This is a genomic window from Nonomuraea sp. NPDC051298, assembly GCF_055586305.1.
Window position 1 is genome coordinate 325178 of record NZ_JBVJIM010000011.1, and the last position, 15323, is coordinate 340500.

A 15323-nucleotide genomic window follows, 5' to 3' on the forward strand; every position below is an offset into this window, starting at 1 on the left:
CACCGTGGGGTGGCGGCCGTTCGTGCGGGTGAGATGCCCTTGATGCGACACGAAAGAGACCTCTTGTGATGGGAGCGCTCCCAAACGGCCATTTGAGGCGTTTGGGGTGATAAATCCGGTTCAACGGCAGCAAATCGCACCATTGGTAACGGTTACGTTGCGCGGGATTGACCGCGCCGACCGCACAAGTGCACCCTTTGTGGGAGCGCTCCCACATTGCCGCGACGGAACGCGTACCGCGGCGCACTCCACTCCCCCAACAAGTCACCCGAGAAGGGGTCCACCATGATGATCAGCAGGCGTCGCGGCGGTCTTGCCGCGGCCTCGGCCCTGGCCGCGGCGGCCCTCGCCGTCGCGTCCTGTGGCTCCGGCAGCACCCCGGGGTCCAGCGCTCCGGCCTCCTCGGCGGCGACCGAGCCGGTCACGATCCGCGTCCAGACCTTCGGCGGCGGCACCAACTTCGGCTACAAGAACGCCATCGCCAAGTGGAACGCGGAGCACAAGGACATCCAGATCAAGGAGGAGCACCTGACCGACCAGTTCGAGCAGCAGTACTGGCCGCAGATGATCCAGTGGCTGCAGGCCGGCACCGGCGCGGGCGACGTGGTCGGCATCGACGAGGGCGGCATGGGCCTGGCCAAGGCGCACCCCGAGTGGTGGGCCGACCTGAAGGAGCACGGCCTGGAGTCGCGCAAGGCCGACTTCCCCGCCTGGAAGTGGGAGAACGGCGTCACCGCCGACGGCAAGCTGTTCGGCCTGGGCACCGACATCGGCGGCATGAGCATCTGCTACCGCACGGACCTGTTCAAGCAGGCGGGACTGGCCACGGACCGCGAGGCGGTGGGCGCGCTGTGGCCGACGTGGGACGCGTTCATGGAGGTGGGCAAGCAGTTCCAGGCGAAGGTCAAGGACACCCGGTGGGCCGACGGCACCAACACGCTGTACCAGGTGGTGCTGTACCAGGAGGCGGCCAAGAACGGCAACGTCACCTACTTCGACCGGGAGAACAACCTCATCGTCGACAAGAACCCGGCGGTGCGGACGGCCTTCGACTTCGCCCAGGAGATGACCCGGCAGGGCCTGACCGCCAAGCTGCGCAACTTCACCGACGAGTGGGCGGCGGGCACCCAGAAGGACGCGTTCGCCACGGTGGGCTGCCCGTCCTGGATGCTCGGCGTGGTCAGCGGCAACGCCGGTGACGCGGGCAAGGGCAAGTGGGACGTGGCCGCGGTGCCGGGCGGCGGCGGCAACTGGGGCGGCTCGTGGCTGGCCGTGCCCAAGCAGTCCAAGCACCCGAAGGAGGCGGCCATGGTCGCCGACTACCTGACGCAGGCGCAGACCGAGGCGAGCATCTTCACCGACTTCGGCAACATGCCCAGCAACACGAAGGCGCAGCAGGACCCGAGCGTGCAGGGCGCGAAGAACGAGTTCTTCAACGACGCCCCCATCGGCGAGATCTTCGCCAAGTCGGCGTCGAGCCTCCAGCCGGTCTTCCTCGGCGTGAAGCACGCCCAGGTCAAGAACGCCATCGAGTCGGTCGTCCAGGGCATGGACGACGGCTCCGTCCCGTACGACGGAGCCTGGCAGCAGTTGGTCGACGACGCGGTGAAGGCCGCGGGCTGATCCTCCCGCCCGGCCCGCGAGCGGCGGGCCGGGCTCGTCGCCGCCGAAAGGTCTGCCATGAGTCTCGACACCCTTCCGCGGGCGACGCGCGGCGACGGCCGCCGCGCCCGCCCGCCCGGCCGCCGCTGGCGTTCCCACCTGGACGTCAAGGCGATGCCGTACGCGCTGGTGTCCCCGTACTTCCTGCTGTTCGCCGCCTTCGGGCTCTTCCCGCTGGCGTTCACCCTCTACTACTCGCTCTACGACTACGACCTGGCCGGGACCACGGAGTGGGCCGGGCTGGGCAACTACGCCGCCCTGCTGACGGACGACGACTTCTGGCGGGCCGTGGTGAACACGGTGGGCATGTTCGTCCTGGCCACCGTCCCGCAGATGCTGCTCGCGCTGTTCCTGGCCAACGCGCTGAACAAGCGCTTCCGGTTCCGCCTGGCGATCCGGATGAGCGTGCTGCTGCCGCTGGTCACGTCGGTGGTCGCGGTCGCGGTGGTGTTCACGCAGCTCTACGCCCGTGACTGGGGCCTGGTCAACTGGCTCCTGGGCCTGCTCGGCGTCGAGAACGTCAACTGGCGGGCCGAGCGCGTCCCGTCGTGGATCGCCATCGCCACCATGGTCGACTGGCGCTGGACCGGCTACAACGCGATCATCTTCCTGGCCGGCATGCAGACGATCCCGAAGGACCTGTACGAGGCCGCGGCGATCGACGGCGCCTCCAGGCGCAGGCAGTTCTGGCAGATCACGCTGCCGATGCTGCGCCCGACCATGATCTTCGTGGTGCTCAACTCCACGATCGGCGGCCTGACGCTGTTCTCCGAGCCGACCACGTTCTACAACGGCAACGTCGACGGCGGATCGCAGGGCCAGTTCCAGACGGTGGCCATGTTCATCGTCAAGCAGGGCTTCCGCGAGTTCGACTACGGCTACGCCGCCGCGGCCGCCTGGCTGCTGTTCCTGCTCATCCTCATCGGCGCGGCGATCAACTTCCTGTTCGTGCGCAGGATCGGAGGCACCACGTGACCGCCTGGTCCCCGACCGTCCTCACCAGGGTCATGCTGGCGGTCGCCGTGTTCCTGTCGGCGTTCCCGCTGTACTGGATGCTGGTCATCGCCTCGCGGACGAACGCCGACGCGGTGGCGGTGCCGCCGCCGTTCCTGCCCGGCGGGAACCTGGGCGAGAACATCATCGCCGTGCTGAACAACGAGGACGCCAAGTTCCTGCTGGGCCTGACGAACTCGTTCGTCGTGGCGAGCGTCGTCACCGTCTCCGTCGTCGTCATCTCGACGCTGGCCGGCTTCTCGTTCGCGAACCTCAGCTTCAAGGGCCGCGACGCGCTGCTCGTGCTGGTGCTGCTGACGATGGCGGTGCCGCTGCAGCAGATGGGCGTGGTGCCGCTCTACCGGCTCATGGTGAGCCTGGAGTGGACGGGCACGCTCAAGGCGGTCATCCTGCCGTACCTGCTCAACGGGTTCGGCGTGTTCCTGATGACGCAGTACACGCGGCAGGCCGTGCCGATGGAGCTGGTCGAGGCCGCCCGGGTGGACGGCGCCGCAACGCTGCGCATCTGGTGGAACGTCGTGCTGCCCGCCGTGCGGCCCGGCATGGCCGTGCTCGGCATCAACACGTTCATGCTCATGTGGAACGACTTCATGTGGCCGCTGATCGTGCTGACCCCGGACAACCCGACCGTGCAGATCGCGATCACCTCGCTCAACGCCAGGTTCTCCACCAACTACACGTTGATCTTCGCGGGCACGGCGCTGTCCATCATCCCGCTCATCGCGGTATTCGTCGCATTCGGCCGCCAGATCGTCGGCGGTCTCATGGAAGGTGCGGTCAAGGCGTGACGACACAAGAGGAACAGACGCGTTCCGGGCTGCGCTTCCCCGCGGGCTTCGCCTGGGGGGCGGCGACGTCGGCGTACCAGATCGAGGGCGCGGTCGCCGAGGACGGGCGCGGCCCCTCCATCTGGGACACCTTCGCCAGGGCGCCGGGCCGGGTGCTCGGCGGGCAGAACGCGGACGTGGCCATCGACCACTACCATCGCTACCGGGAGGACGTCGCGGTCATGGCGGAGCTGGGCCTGTCGGCCTACCGGTTCTCCGTCTCCTGGCCCCGCATCCAGCCGACCGGCTCGGGACCCGTCAACCAGAAGGGCCTGGACTTCTACAAGCGGCTCACCGACGAGCTGCGCGGCCACGCCATCGACCCGTGGCTGACCCTCTACCACTGGGACCTGCCGCAGGAGTTGGAGGACCGGGGCGGCTGGCCCAACCGCGACACGGCCCACCGCTTCGCCGACTACGCGGCGGCCGTGCACGAGGCGCTGAAGGACCACGTCCACACCTTCGGCACCGTCAACGAGCCGTGGTGCGCCGCGTTCCTCGGCTACGCCTCGGGCGAGCACGCCCCTGGCCGGCGCGAGCCGGAGAACGCGATCAGGGGCGCTCACCACCTCAACCTGGCCCACGGCCTGGCCGTCGAGGCGATGAACGCCCGCCGCGTCGGCGGCTGCGTCAACCTGTACGCGGTCACCCCCGCCACCGGCGGCGAGCGCGACCTGGACGCGGCCCGGCGCATCGACGGCCTGCAGAACCGGTTCTTCCTGGACGCCCTGCTGCTGGGCCGCTACCCGGAGGACGTGCTGGCGGACCTGCGGGTCGAGACCGACTTCATCAGGCCGGGCGACATGAAGATCATCAACGCGCCCATCGACGTGCTGCTCGTCAACTACTACAGCCGCTTCACGGTCTCGGGAGCACCAGGCGGCAGGCAGTCGGCGGCGGCGGCCCCCACGGAGACGGGTTCGCCGTGGGTCGGCAGCGAGCACGTGTCGTTCGTGCACGGGGGGCGTCCCGTGACGGCGATGGGCTGGGAGATCGACGAGGGCGGCCTGGTGGAGGTGCTCACCAGGGTGGCGCGGGAGTACCCGCCGATCCCGATGGTCGTCTCCGAGAACGGGGCGGCCTTCGAGGACGTCCTCGACGACGGCCGCGTCCACGACCGGGAGCGGAGGGCGTACGTGGAGGCGCACCTGGGCGCCTGCAAGGCGGCGATCGAGGCGGGCGTGCCGCTGGAGGGCTATTTCGCCTGGTCGCTGATGGACAACTTCGAGTGGGCCTGGGGTTACGGCAAGCGATTCGGCCTGGTTCGGGTGGACTTCGAGACCCAGGAGCGGCTGCTCAAGGACAGCGCGCTCTGGTACTCGGAGATCATCCGGCAGAATAGGCGCCATGAACCGACCGACTCTTGAGGCAGTCGCGGCCCGGGCCGGTGTGGGCCGGGGCACGGTGTCGAGAGTCATCAACGGCTCGCCCAATGTCAGCGCCAAGGCCCGCGAGGCCGTCGAGCTGGCCATCCGCGAGCTGGGCTACGTCCCCAACCGGGCGGCACGGGCGCTGGTCACGCGCCGCACGGACACGGTGGCGCTGGTCGTGTCCGAGTCGCAGCACCGGGTCTTCGACGAGCCGTACTTCGCGGGCACCATCCGCGGCATCGGCTCGGCGCTGGCCGAGACCGGGCTGCAGCTCATCCTGGCGATGGCGCGCACCCCCGAGGAGCACGCCCGGCTGGAGCACTACCTGACGGGCCAGCACGTCGACGGCGTGCTGCTGCTGTCGCTGCACGGGGCCGACCCGCTGCCGGGCAGGCTGGAGGCGATGGGCGTGCCGACCGTGCTGGGCGGCCGGCCCGTCGGCCTCGACCCCTACAGCTACGTCGACATGGACAACAGGGCGGGGGCCCGGCAGGCGGTCAAGCACCTGCTGGGCCTCGGCCGCACGGCGATCGCGACGATCGCCGGCTCGCAGGACATGGGGGTGGGCGTCGACCGGCTCGCAGGCTACCGCGACGCGCTGCTGCCCTCCGGCCTGCGGGAGCTGGTGGCCTACGGAGACTTCTCCGAGCAGAGCGGCGCCACGGCGATGGCCGAGCTGCTGCGCGAGCATCCCGATCTCGACGCCGTCTTCGCCGCCTCCGACCCGATGGCGCTGGGCGCGATGCGCGTGCTCAAGGCCGAGGGCCGGGCGGTGCCCGGCGACGTGGCGGTGATCGGGTTCGACGACTCCAAGGCGGCGCTGCACGCCGACCCGCCGCTGACCACGGTCCACCAGCCGACCGAGGCGATGGGGCGGCAGATGGCGCAGCTCCTGGTGGCCCGGATCAACGGCAAGGAGCTGCGCCAGCCCGTGGTGATCCTCGACACCCACCTCGTACGCCGAGAAACCGCCTGAGACCGTCCCGCGACCGCCTGAGGCCGCCCTGAGACCGCCCGAGACCGCCTGAAGTCGCGAAAGAGGTCACCGTGGACAGCCGGACGAAGCGCCGTTTATCAGAGACCGAGCTGGATGCCCTGCTGCGCCGGGCGGTGGGCGCGGGCGTCGCGGCCGCCACCGAGCTGACCGACGGGTTCGCCAACGCCGTCTGGCGGCTCCGGCTCGACGACGGCCGCGAGGTGGTGCTCAAGCTGTCGCCCCCGCCCGAGCTGGAGCAGCTCAGCTACGAGCGCAACCTGCTGCGCACGGAGGCCGCCGCGATCGGCCTGGCGGTGGCGGCGGGCGTGCCGGTGGCCGGGCTGGTGCGGGCCGGGTTCGACGATCCGGTGCTGGGCGGCGACTACCTGGTGCTGGCCGCGCTCGACGGGGTGTCCTGGAACGACGTCAAACCGGCGGGCGAGGCCGCGCTGCGCAGGGAGCTGGGCGGCCACCTGGCCCGGTTCAACGCGGTGACGGGCGAGGTCTTCGGCTATCCGCACGCCGGGATCGTGGGCGCCACGTGGCGGGAGGCGTTCCTGGCGATGGTGTCGGCGCTGCTCGGCGACACCGAACGCTACCCGACGCCGCTGCCCCGCCCGGCCGGTGAGCTGCGGGCGGTGTTCGAGGCCGCGGCACCCGCGCTGGACGAGGTGACGACGCCGTGCCTGGTGCACTTCGACATCTGGCCGGGCAACGTCTTCCTCGACGTGCGCGGCCGGCCGCGGATCCAGGCGATCATCGACCACGAGCGGGCCTTCTGGGGCGATCCGCTCGCCGAGTTCGTCACGCCGACGATCTTCGGCGAGCTGACCGATGACGATCCGCTGCTGGCGGGCTACCGCGAGGTGACGCCGCTGGAGCTGACCCCCTCCGCGCGCACCAGGATCGACCTCTACCGCGCCTACCTGTACCTGATCCTGCTGGTCGAGAACGGACCCCGGCAGTACCCGCCGGACGAGTACGCCAGGGTCCGTGATCGGGCCACCGCCTCACTGGGCGACGTTCTGGACCGCCTCGTACGCGCGGCCGCGGGCCCCGTCGGCTAGGCTCGCGCACTGCCCGGCGCCCTCGGCGCTGCTGGGCACGCCCAGGTCCACCGGCGCGGGCGTGTTGCCGGTGCAGGAGAGCGCGCCGTCGACCGTCGTCCCTGACAGGATCGGCGCCGTGTTGCGGCTGAGCAGCGCGGCGCCGTCGATCTCGGCCCCGACCACGGTCAGGACCCGCGCGCCGCTCACGCTGAGCGCGCCGGCGACGCGGGCGCCGAGCACGTGCACCTCGGCGGCCCCGGCGGCGGTGAGCGCCCCGCCGATCCGGCCGCCGTCGACCACCAGCGAGGCACCGGGCCGCACCGTGACCGCTCCTGTGACCTCGGCGCCGTCGAGGCAGGTGACGCCGTCGGCCACGGTCAGCGCGCCACGGTGCACGCCCGTGACGGTGCGCGTGCAGGCCGGCGGCGGGGCGATGGTCGTGACGGTGAAGCTCTTCGGCTCGCCGTGGTTGCCGGCGGCGTCGATGGAGCGGTACTCGATCGTGTGCCGGCCGCGCGGCAGCTTGCCATAGACGAGCGAGTCGATCTCCGTGCCCTGCTCGGAGAACGTCCAGGGCAGGCTGGAGGAGGTGGGCCAGCCGAAGTAGTTGAACCACCCGTCGCCGTCCACCCGCGACTCCGAGACCACGTACCCGTCGCGGTCGTCGTCGCCGGTGAGCCGCATGGTGAAGGGGGCGTTGTAGACGTAGGTGTCGCCGGACCTGGCCAGCGGGCGCGACAGCTCGTACGCGGTGGCGGGGGTGGTGGCGTCGACCGTCCAGGTCAGCGTCCTGCCGCCCAGGCTCGCGGTCAGGGTGTACGTGCCCGGCTCCAGGTCCAGCTCGCCGAGGTCCAGGTCGGAGCCCTTGTGGCGGCGGCCGTCCAGCGTCCACGTGACCTCGGGGACGGTGGTGGCCGGGTGGGTGGTCTCCACGTACACGACCTCGTCGCGGCCGAGCGGCCGGTCGGTGGGGGTGGAGGAGACGATCTCGGGCTCGGCGCCGTCCGGCGGGGTGGTGACGGCGGTGTCCACGGTCCAGGTGCGGCTCCTGGTGATGGCCGCCTTGACGGCCGGGTCCCTGACGAACTCGGTCGGGTCCGAGACCGTGGCCGTGACCGTGTGCCTGCCCGGCGACAGGCCGAGCGTGCGCAGGTCGAGTTCGTCGCGCTCGCCCGGCACCTCCTTGCCGTCCACGGTCCAGGTGGTGACCAGGGAGTGGCTGACGGGACGCATCGGCTCGACCCACAGCACCCGGTCGGCGCCGACGGGCGCCTCCGTGGGCGTGGAGCCCTGGATCACCAGGGTCTTCGCGGTGATGCGCTGCACCATGACCTCGCGGCTGACCTGGTCGAAGTAGTAGCCGAGGGTCTTCATCATCGAGTGGGCGCTCGGCCGCCACACGCCGCTGGTGTAGTAGAGGCCGCCCTCGTAGCGGCCGATCGGGCCGCCTGACTCGCTGGGCTCGCCCAGCCAGCGCCACCACTTCTTGCGCTGGTCGAGCAACTGCTGCTCGGTCAGGAGGGAGTGGTGCGCGCTCGACGGCTCGGGGCCCGCGTACGCGCCGCCGGGGACGCCGCGCTGGTAGTAGTCGTACTCGTCCTGCAGGCCGCCCAGGGAGTGGCCCAGCTCGTGCGGGCTGATCAGGGCCGACATGCTGTTGCTGCCGGAGGCGGTGGCGTACGAGCCGCCCGCGCCGCCGTACGTGCCGCTGTTGCCCAGGGCGAGGATCTGCCGGTTGCCGGAGGCGGTGCCGGTCACCAGGTCGGCGTAGCGGGTGGCGGCGGCGTTGTCCATGGTGATCAGCCGCTGGACGCTGTTCGGGTTGCAGCGGCCCCAGAAGCCCATGGACAGTGGCGTCGTACGGCGCGGCGCGTCCAGGCCGGGGTCGCAACTGATGCCCGACTCGCCGGAGACGATATCGATGCGGTAGACGTTGATGTAGTTCCGGTAGGACTTGAACGGCTCGATCGACCACATCACGTTGAGGTGCCGGTCGACGTCGGCCGCGAAGTCGGCCTGTTCTGCCTCGGTGTAGCCGTCGCCCATGACGATCAGGTTGAAGCGCTGGGCCGGGGTCCCGGTGACCTGCACGGGCACGACGGTGGCCGAGCCGGGTCCGGCGGCGTGCGCGGGGATCGCCGGCGACACGCCTAACATGGCGGCGGCCAAAGTCAGGGCCGCGATGATACGCATGAGCAGCACTATCGGGCCGAGCGAGGCGGGAGTCCATCCCGTTTTGATTACTTCTGAGGCAATAGCGAATGCCAGGTTGGTGAGCTGCAGGAGGGGCGCGTGAGCCGGTGGCCCAGCTCCCCTGGCGTTCATCGGAACGCATCGTAGCCCGGCGGCCCGCCGAGATCCGACCGCCTTTTCCGACGCCCCCGGCCACTCACGGACGTCACCGCTCGCAGCGCTCCGGCGACCGTCATGGCCGCCTCAGGACGTTTCTCGTTTCCCGGGCGACCAGTCCGGGCGCCTCCATCGGGATCATGTGACCGCTCCCCTCGGCCCAGACGTGCCTGCCCTGAGGGAGGGATCGCGCCAGCCGCTGGTGGTCGGCAGCGAGCTGTGCCCACATGCCGCGGGCGCGGTCTCTGCCGGTGCTGCCGGAGATGAGGCAGACGGGTACGTCCGGCAGTGTTCTCGCCGCGCTCACCAGACGCAGGGCGCGGAACCCGTCCGCGAGGTGCCGCGTTTCCGACTCGTGCGCGCGGAACGCGGCCGAGGAGAACTCCTCCCTGCGGATCTCGTCGACCATGTCCGCGGGAACTCCCGGTACAGGCGGCGAGCGGTCAGCAGGCCCAGCAGTCCGGTCCTCGCCAGCGGGATGGTGATCACCTGGTTGAACAGGGCGCCGAGCCGGGTGAATGCCTTGCTCGCCGATGTCCTGAAGGGCCGGGGAAGCCTGCCGGGCGAACCCCTCGCCCTGGACGGGTGAGGCCACCCGACGAACCCCGCCGAACCGGGCTGCTCTACGGCTGGGGCAGCTCGGCCAGCAGGACGGGTTGGGTCGTGGGTTCCGTGGAGCCCCGTGCGGGCTCGACGGTGAGCGCCAGGCGGTCGTCGCGTTCCAGCGGGGCCAGTACGACGGGGCGCGTCAGGCCGTCAGGGCGGCGTTCGAGCTGCGCGGCCGGGCGTGGGCCGTCCGGGCCCATGAGCCACAGCTCGTACGCCATCGACTCCGGCAACTCGCGCAGGCCCGACGAGGCGAACACCATGCGTCCCCGCGAGCGCGAGATCACGAGCGTGCCGGTGCCGCCGGTGGTGACGGGCTGCCGTACCGTCTCGCTGTCGGGCGCGGCCAGCAGCGCGACCAGCTCCTCGTGACCGGCGGCCAGCTCGCCCAAGTCGCGGCGGGCGTCGAAGGCGACCACTCCGAGCACGATCGCGGCCGCCGCCGACACGGCGGCCAGCGCCGCCGTCGCCTTCCGCCACCGCGAACGCGACCGCGACCGCGACCGCGACGGCACCGCCCACACGTCCTCAGACGCCGCCCGCGCGTCCTCAGGCGCTGCCCGCGCGTCCTCAGACGCCGCCCGCACGTCCTCAGGCGTCGCCGCCGCCGCTTCCCGCGCCACCCGGATCTCCGGCACCACCGGGAACTCCGGCACCACCGGGAACTCGTGCGGCTGCCGGGACGCGGGCTCGCGTGGCGGTGTCCAGACGGCCGGGACGCTGGCGGGGTCCGGCCGCCGGCCGGCGGCGCGGGAACGGCGCGCGGCAGTGAGCACGCGGGCGCGGAGGCCGGCGGGCGGCGGCACGGCCACCGACTCGGCCAGCCGCGCGGCCGTCTCCCGCAGGCGCAGGACCTCGGCCGAGCATCCCGGGCACGCGGGCAGGTGCCGCTCGAAAAGCGCCCACTCGGCATACGGCAGCGCGTGCACGGCGTAGGCGCCAGAGAGGGCGTGGAGGTCGTCCCGCATCATCCACTCCCTGCCTGAGAGGGGCTCACGCATGTACTTCGGCTGCTCGGGCAGGTCGGATGGCCACGGTGCTTGCTCAATTCCCGACGCGGAACAATCTCACCAGGTGATGAACATGGGATGTGTGATTGCGGGCGGCGGCCCCGCGGGCGCGATGCTCGCCCTGCTCCTGGCCAGGGCGGGCATCGAGGTGACGCTGCTGGAGAAGCACGGCGACTTCCTGCGCGACTTCCGGGGTGACACGATCCACCCCTCCACGCTGCAGGTGATGGACGAGCTGGGCCTCGTGGAGGAGTTCCTGAAACTCCCGCACCACAAGGAGTACGGCCTCACCATGGTCACCGACGTCGGCGAGGTCCCGCTGGCGAGCCTGCGCGATCTGCCCGGCAAGTACAACTACATAGCCTTCGTCCCGCAGTGGGACTTCCTCAAGCTCATCACGTCGGCCGCCGAGCGCTACCCGACGTTCCGGCTGCTGATGAACGCCGAGGCGGACGACCTGATCCGCGAGGGCGGGGCGGTGCGCGGGCTGCGTTACCGGGACGCGTCCGGCGAGCACGAGCTCAGGGCGGACCTGACAGTCGCCGCCGACGGCCGGACCTCGGTGCTGCGCGAACGGGCCGGGCTGACGCCGCGGAACCTCGGCGCGCCGATGGACGTGCTCTGGTTCCGCCTGCCCCGGTACGAAACCGACCGGAGCGGCATGTTCCTGCGCGTCTCGAGCGGGCACATGATGGTCGCGATCAACCGGGGGAGCTACTGGCAGCTCGCGTACCTGATCGTCAAGGGCGGCTACGGCGAGCTGCACGCGCGCGGCATCGACGCGCTCCGCGGGCCGGTGTCCGAGCTGATCCCCTGGCTGGGCGACCGGGTGCACCTCATCGAGAGCTACGACGACGTGAGCGTGCTCACGGTCGTGCTCGACCGGCTGCGCCGCTGGCACCGGCCCGGTTTCCTGTGCGTCGGGGACGCCGCGCACGCCATGTCGCCGGTCTTCGGGGTCGGCATCAACCTGGCCGTGCAGGACGCCGTCGCCGCCGCCAACCTGCTCACCGGCCCGCTGCGGTCGGGCGCGCCGATGACCGGGACGCTGCTCGACCGGGTGCGGCGGCGGCGGATGCTGCCCACCCGGATCACGCAGGCGGCCCAGCGCGTGATGCAGAACTGGGTGATCACGCCCGCGCTGAGCAGGCGCTTCGACCCGTCGAGGCTGCCGCGCGACCTGACCAGGATCCCGGTGGTCAACCGGCTGACGCGGCGCTTCATCGGCCGGGGTGTGCGGCCCGAGCACGTGATGGTAAAGGAAGCTTGACCGGCTCTGGGTTCGTACCCGTATAACCGCATTCTCACAACGTGGACAAGAGGGTCGGTGCCGCCGAGCCAGTGGAATACCCTCGTATCTCGTGAGCAGCAATCTAGTGGATCTCGATTCCTGGCGAGCCCTCCCCGCGGCGCAGCAGCCTGACTGGCCAGACCGCGGCGAGCTCGACAAGGTTGTCGCCGAACTCGGCGGCCTGCCCCCGCTGGTCTTCGCCGGCGAGTGCGACCAGCTCAAGGAGCAACTGGCCGCGGTGGCCCGCGGCGAGGCGTTCGTCCTTCAGGGCGGCGACTGCGCCGAGACCTTCTCGGGCGCGACCGCCGACAACGTACGGCAAAAGCTGAAGACCCTGCTGCAGATGGCCATCGTGCTGACCTATGCCGGCCGGGTGCCGGTCGTGAAGATCGGCCGCGTGGCCGGGCAGTTCGCCAAGCCGCGTTCGAAGGGCACCGAGGTCCGCAACGGCGTCGAGCTGCCCGCCTACCGGGGCGACATGGTCAACGGGTTCGACTTCACCGCCGAGGCGCGCAATCCCGACCCGTGGCGGCTGCTCAAGGCGTACCACTCCTCGGCCGTGACGCTCAACCTGGCGCGGGCCTTCACCAAGGGCGGCTACGCCGACCTGCGGCAGGTGCACGCCTGGAACCAGGACTTCGTGGCCGAGTCGCCGGCCGGGCGCCGCTACGAGCAACTGGCCAGGGAGATCGACCAGGCGCTGGCGTTCATGCGGGCGTGCGGGGCCGACCCGGAGGAGTTCCACACGGTCGAGTTCTACTCCTCGCACGAGGCGCTCATCCTCGACTACGACCGGGCGCTCACCCGCATCGACTCGCGTACGGGGCTGCCGTACGACGTGTCGGCCCACATGGTCTGGATCGGCGAGCGCACCAGGCAGCTCGACGGGGCCCACGTCGACTTCTTCGCCAAGATCCGCAACCCGATCGGCGTCAAACTCGGCCCGACGACCACTCCTGACGAGGCGCTGGCGCTGATCGACAGGCTCAACCCGGCCAACGAGGCGGGGCGGCTCACGTTCATCACCCGGATGGGCGCCTCCAAGATCCGCGAGCACCTGCCCGCGCTGGTCAAGGAGGTCACGGCGACCGGGGCCAGGGTGGCGTGGATCTGCGACCCGATGCACGGCAACACCTTCGAGGCGCCCAGCGGGCACAAGACCCGCCGGCTCGACGACGTGCTCGACGAGGTGGCGGGCTTCTTCGAGGTGCACCGGTCGCTGGGCACGCACCCCGGCGGCATCCACATCGAGTTCACCGGCGACGACGTGACCGAGTGCGTGGGCGGGGGTCACGAGATCGGCGAGACCGACCTCGCCACCCGCTACGAGACGGCCTGCGACCCCAGGCTCAACCGCAGCCAGTCGCTCGACCTGGCCTTCCGCGTGGCCGAGCTGTACCGCGGCTGACACCGTCAGGGCGGCGGCCGCCCCACGCGGCCGCCGCACGCTCACCCGCTCCCCGGACACGCCCGGCATCCACGCGGTTACCGGAAGCCGGGCGTGATCTACGTCTCATTTCCCGGATAAACCGAAATCTCGGGTAATCAACCGTTTCACGGCTATGATCCCCCGAAAAGAGACCAATTACCGGGAGACAAAAGCGTGGAGAAAGCTCCGGAGGGGGTCGACCCGAACATCCCCAACGTCGCACGCATGTACGACTACTTCCTCGACGGCAAGGACAACTTCGCGGCCGATCGGGCGGCCGCGGAGCAGATACTCAAAACGTTCCCCGACACCAAGGAGGGCGCCCGCGCGAACCGGGCGTTCCTGCGCCGCGCCGTCCGCCACGTGGTGAGCCAGGGTGTGACCCAGATCGTGGACCTGGGCGCCGGCCTGCCCACCCAGGGCAACACCCACGAGATCGCCCCCGAGGCGCGCGTGGTCTACGTGGACTACGACTCCGTGGTGTGCGTGCACGGCCGGGCGCTGCTGGCCAGGGCGGCGAACGTGGACTTCTTACAGGCCGACGTACGCGAGCCGGACGCGCTGCTGGACAAGCTGGGCTCGCTGGTGGACTTCGACCGGCCGGTGGCGTTCCTGGCGCTGGCGATCCTGCACTTCATCCCCGACGACAGCGCCTACGACGTGGTCACCAAGCTGCGCGAGGCGAGCGCGCCCGGCAGCCACCTGGTGATCAGCCATGCCGTGGACACCACGCCCGACACCACCCCGCAGGCGCTGGAGATCTACCGCAAGGCCACGGCCGCGCTGAGCATCAGGACCCCCGAGGAGATCGAGCGCTTCTTCGACGGGTACGAGCTGGCCTCGCCGGGGCTGACGTATCCTGCGGGCTGGCGTCCCGACGACCCCGAGCCGCCGGGGAACGCCATCACCTTCGGCTGCGTAGGAGTCGGGCGCAAGCCCTGACGCGCAAGCCTCAGGCGCAGCGCAAGCTTCAGGCGAGGCGCAAACCCTGACGCGCAAACCCTGACGCGCGGGCCATGACGCCCGCGGGCCCCGCCACGCGGGCGGGGCCGGTCGCCGGGGGCCGCTCCTGCCGGGCCCGCCTCCGCTCCCCCGCGGTCAGTTCTGGGCCTGCTTCAGCTCCTCGCTCAGCTCGGTCCTGATGGCGTCCATGTCGAGCGCCCTGACCTGCCGGATCAGATCTTCGAGCGCGGGCCCGGGGATGGCGCCGGCCTGGGCGAAGACCACGATGCCGTCGCGGATGGCCATGAGGGTGGGGATCGAGGTGATGTCGAAGCCCTGCGCGAGGCCCTGCTCGGCGTCGGTGTCGATCTTGCCGAAGGTGATGTCGTCGTGCTTGTCCGACGCCTGCTCGAAGATCGGCCCGAACTTCTTGCACGGCGGGCACCACTCGGCCCAGAAGTCGAGCAGCACGATCCCCTTGTCGGCGATGTCGTTGAAGTTCTTCTCGGTTACTTCGATGGTCGCCACAAGTGGCTCCTCGCTCGTTGTCGCTAGCAGTGCATCCGTCTCAACCACGTACCCGTATCCAGCATTCCATGCTCCGCCGCCCCGCGGGCGCCGGAGCGGGCGGGAGATCACGGCCGGAGGACCGGTCACGGTCTGTCCGGTTGCGACCAGGACAGACAGGGATATTCAGGACAAATTTCGCATATCCGGCACTTTTGCACTAATTTAGACTGCATATTTCCACATAAAAGTGGAAAGAACATTAAATCATCGAACCTTGACACGGGCCCC

General features: G+C 70.5%; 13 protein-coding genes. 9 read left to right on the forward strand and 4 right to left on the reverse strand.

Annotated elements, in window-relative coordinates; all coding sequences use genetic code 11:
• Window positions 1-285 precede the first annotated feature (285 nt).
• The 6 genes from ACZ6S0_RS29880 to ACZ6S0_RS29905 all read left to right on the forward strand — a co-directional run bounded on the left by ACZ6S0_RS29880 (window position 286) and on the right by ACZ6S0_RS29905 (window position 6916).
• A complete protein-coding gene (locus ACZ6S0_RS29880) occupies window positions 286-1623 on the forward strand; it encodes an ABC transporter substrate-binding protein (RefSeq protein ID WP_465922634.1) in 1338 nt (445 codons plus the stop codon).
• A 57-nt stretch (window positions 1624-1680) separates the two neighbouring features.
• Window positions 1681-2637: a carbohydrate ABC transporter permease gene (locus ACZ6S0_RS29885; RefSeq protein WP_465922635.1), complete on the forward strand. Its 957-nt coding sequence runs from the start codon at window positions 1681-1683 to the stop codon at window positions 2635-2637.
• Window positions 2634-3464: a carbohydrate ABC transporter permease gene (locus ACZ6S0_RS29890; protein WP_465922636.1), complete on the forward strand. Its 831-nt coding sequence runs from the start codon at window positions 2634-2636 to the stop codon at window positions 3462-3464. Before ACZ6S0_RS29885 ends, ACZ6S0_RS29890 begins: the two co-directional genes overlap by 4 nt.
• Window positions 3461-4870, forward strand: a complete 1410-nt coding sequence (locus ACZ6S0_RS29895) for a GH1 family beta-glucosidase (RefSeq protein WP_465922637.1) — start codon at window positions 3461-3463, stop codon at window positions 4868-4870. The genes ACZ6S0_RS29890 and ACZ6S0_RS29895 overlap by 4 nt, the downstream gene beginning before the upstream one ends.
• Entirely contained in the window at window positions 4851-5849 is a 999-nt protein-coding gene (locus ACZ6S0_RS29900) for a LacI family DNA-binding transcriptional regulator (RefSeq protein WP_465922638.1), read from the forward strand. Before ACZ6S0_RS29895 ends, ACZ6S0_RS29900 begins: the two co-directional genes overlap by 20 nt.
• A gap of 71 nt (window positions 5850-5920) precedes the next feature.
• A complete protein-coding gene (locus ACZ6S0_RS29905) occupies window positions 5921-6916 on the forward strand; it encodes a phosphotransferase family protein (RefSeq protein WP_465922639.1) in 996 nt (331 codons plus the stop codon).
• Here ACZ6S0_RS29905 and ACZ6S0_RS29910 read toward each other — a convergent pair.
• From ACZ6S0_RS29910 to ACZ6S0_RS29920, 3 genes are all read right to left on the reverse strand, one after another.
• Window positions 6860-9091 carry a M64 family metallopeptidase gene (locus tag ACZ6S0_RS29910; RefSeq protein WP_465922640.1) on the reverse strand — a complete coding sequence of 744 codons (2232 nt, stop codon included), beginning with the start codon at window positions 9089-9091 and terminating at the stop codon, window positions 6860-6862. The two genes, ACZ6S0_RS29905 and ACZ6S0_RS29910, sit on opposite strands and share 57 nt — an antisense overlap.
• 232 nt (window positions 9092-9323) lie before the next feature.
• Window positions 9324-9656: an alpha/beta fold hydrolase gene (locus ACZ6S0_RS29915; RefSeq protein WP_465922641.1), complete on the reverse strand. Its 333-nt coding sequence runs from the start codon at window positions 9654-9656 to the stop codon at window positions 9324-9326.
• A gap of 214 nt (window positions 9657-9870) precedes the next feature.
• Window positions 9871-10854, reverse strand: a complete 984-nt coding sequence (locus ACZ6S0_RS29920; RefSeq protein WP_465922642.1) for an anti-sigma factor — start codon at window positions 10852-10854, stop codon at window positions 9871-9873.
• A gap of 76 nt (window positions 10855-10930) precedes the next feature.
• On the opposite strand from ACZ6S0_RS29920, the gene ACZ6S0_RS29925 reads away from it, so the two are divergent.
• The 3 genes from ACZ6S0_RS29925 to ACZ6S0_RS29935 all read left to right on the forward strand — a co-directional run bounded on the left by ACZ6S0_RS29925 (window position 10931) and on the right by ACZ6S0_RS29935 (window position 14525).
• Window positions 10931-12133: an FAD-dependent oxidoreductase gene (locus ACZ6S0_RS29925; protein ID WP_465922668.1), complete on the forward strand. Its 1203-nt coding sequence runs from the start codon at window positions 10931-10933 to the stop codon at window positions 12131-12133.
• A 91-nt stretch (window positions 12134-12224) separates the two neighbouring features.
• On the forward strand, window positions 12225-13562 hold the full coding sequence (locus tag ACZ6S0_RS29930) for a class II 3-deoxy-7-phosphoheptulonate synthase (RefSeq protein ID WP_344886928.1): 1338 nt from the start codon (window positions 12225-12227) through the stop codon (window positions 13560-13562).
• Window positions 13563-13757: 195 nt separating this feature from the next.
• Window positions 13758-14525, forward strand: coding sequence for an SAM-dependent methyltransferase (locus ACZ6S0_RS29935; protein WP_465922643.1), 768 nt, complete (start codon window positions 13758-13760; stop codon window positions 14523-14525).
• A gap of 156 nt (window positions 14526-14681) precedes the next feature.
• Here the strand turns inward: ACZ6S0_RS29935 and ACZ6S0_RS29940 are convergent, their stop codons facing one another.
• A complete protein-coding gene (locus ACZ6S0_RS29940) occupies window positions 14682-15053 on the reverse strand; it encodes a thioredoxin family protein (protein WP_344886924.1) in 372 nt (123 codons plus the stop codon).
• Between the last annotated feature and the right edge of the window lie 270 nt (window positions 15054-15323).

Coding starts and splice junctions, on each gene's coding strand:
- ACZ6S0_RS29880 (WP_465922634.1), top strand. CDS start 286: ATGATGATCAGCAGGCGTCGCGGCGGTCTTGCCGCGGCCTCGGCCCTG.
- ACZ6S0_RS29885 (WP_465922635.1), top strand. CDS start 1,681: ATGAGTCTCGACACCCTTCCGCGGGCGACGCGCGGCGACGGCCGCCGC.
- ACZ6S0_RS29900 (WP_465922638.1), top strand. CDS start 4,851: ATGAACCGACCGACTCTTGAGGCAGTCGCGGCCCGGGCCGGTGTGGGC.
- ACZ6S0_RS29910 (WP_465922640.1), bottom strand. CDS start 9,091: ATGCGTATCATCGCGGCCCTGACTTTGGCCGCCGCCATGTTAGGCGTG.
- ACZ6S0_RS29915 (WP_465922641.1), bottom strand. CDS start 9,656: ATGGTCGACGAGATCCGCAGGGAGGAGTTCTCCTCGGCCGCGTTCCGC.
- ACZ6S0_RS29920 (WP_465922642.1), bottom strand. CDS start 10,854: ATGCGTGAGCCCCTCTCAGGCAGGGAGTGGATGATGCGGGACGACCTC.
- ACZ6S0_RS29925 (WP_465922668.1), top strand. CDS start 10,931: ATGAACATGGGATGTGTGATTGCGGGCGGCGGCCCCGCGGGCGCGATG.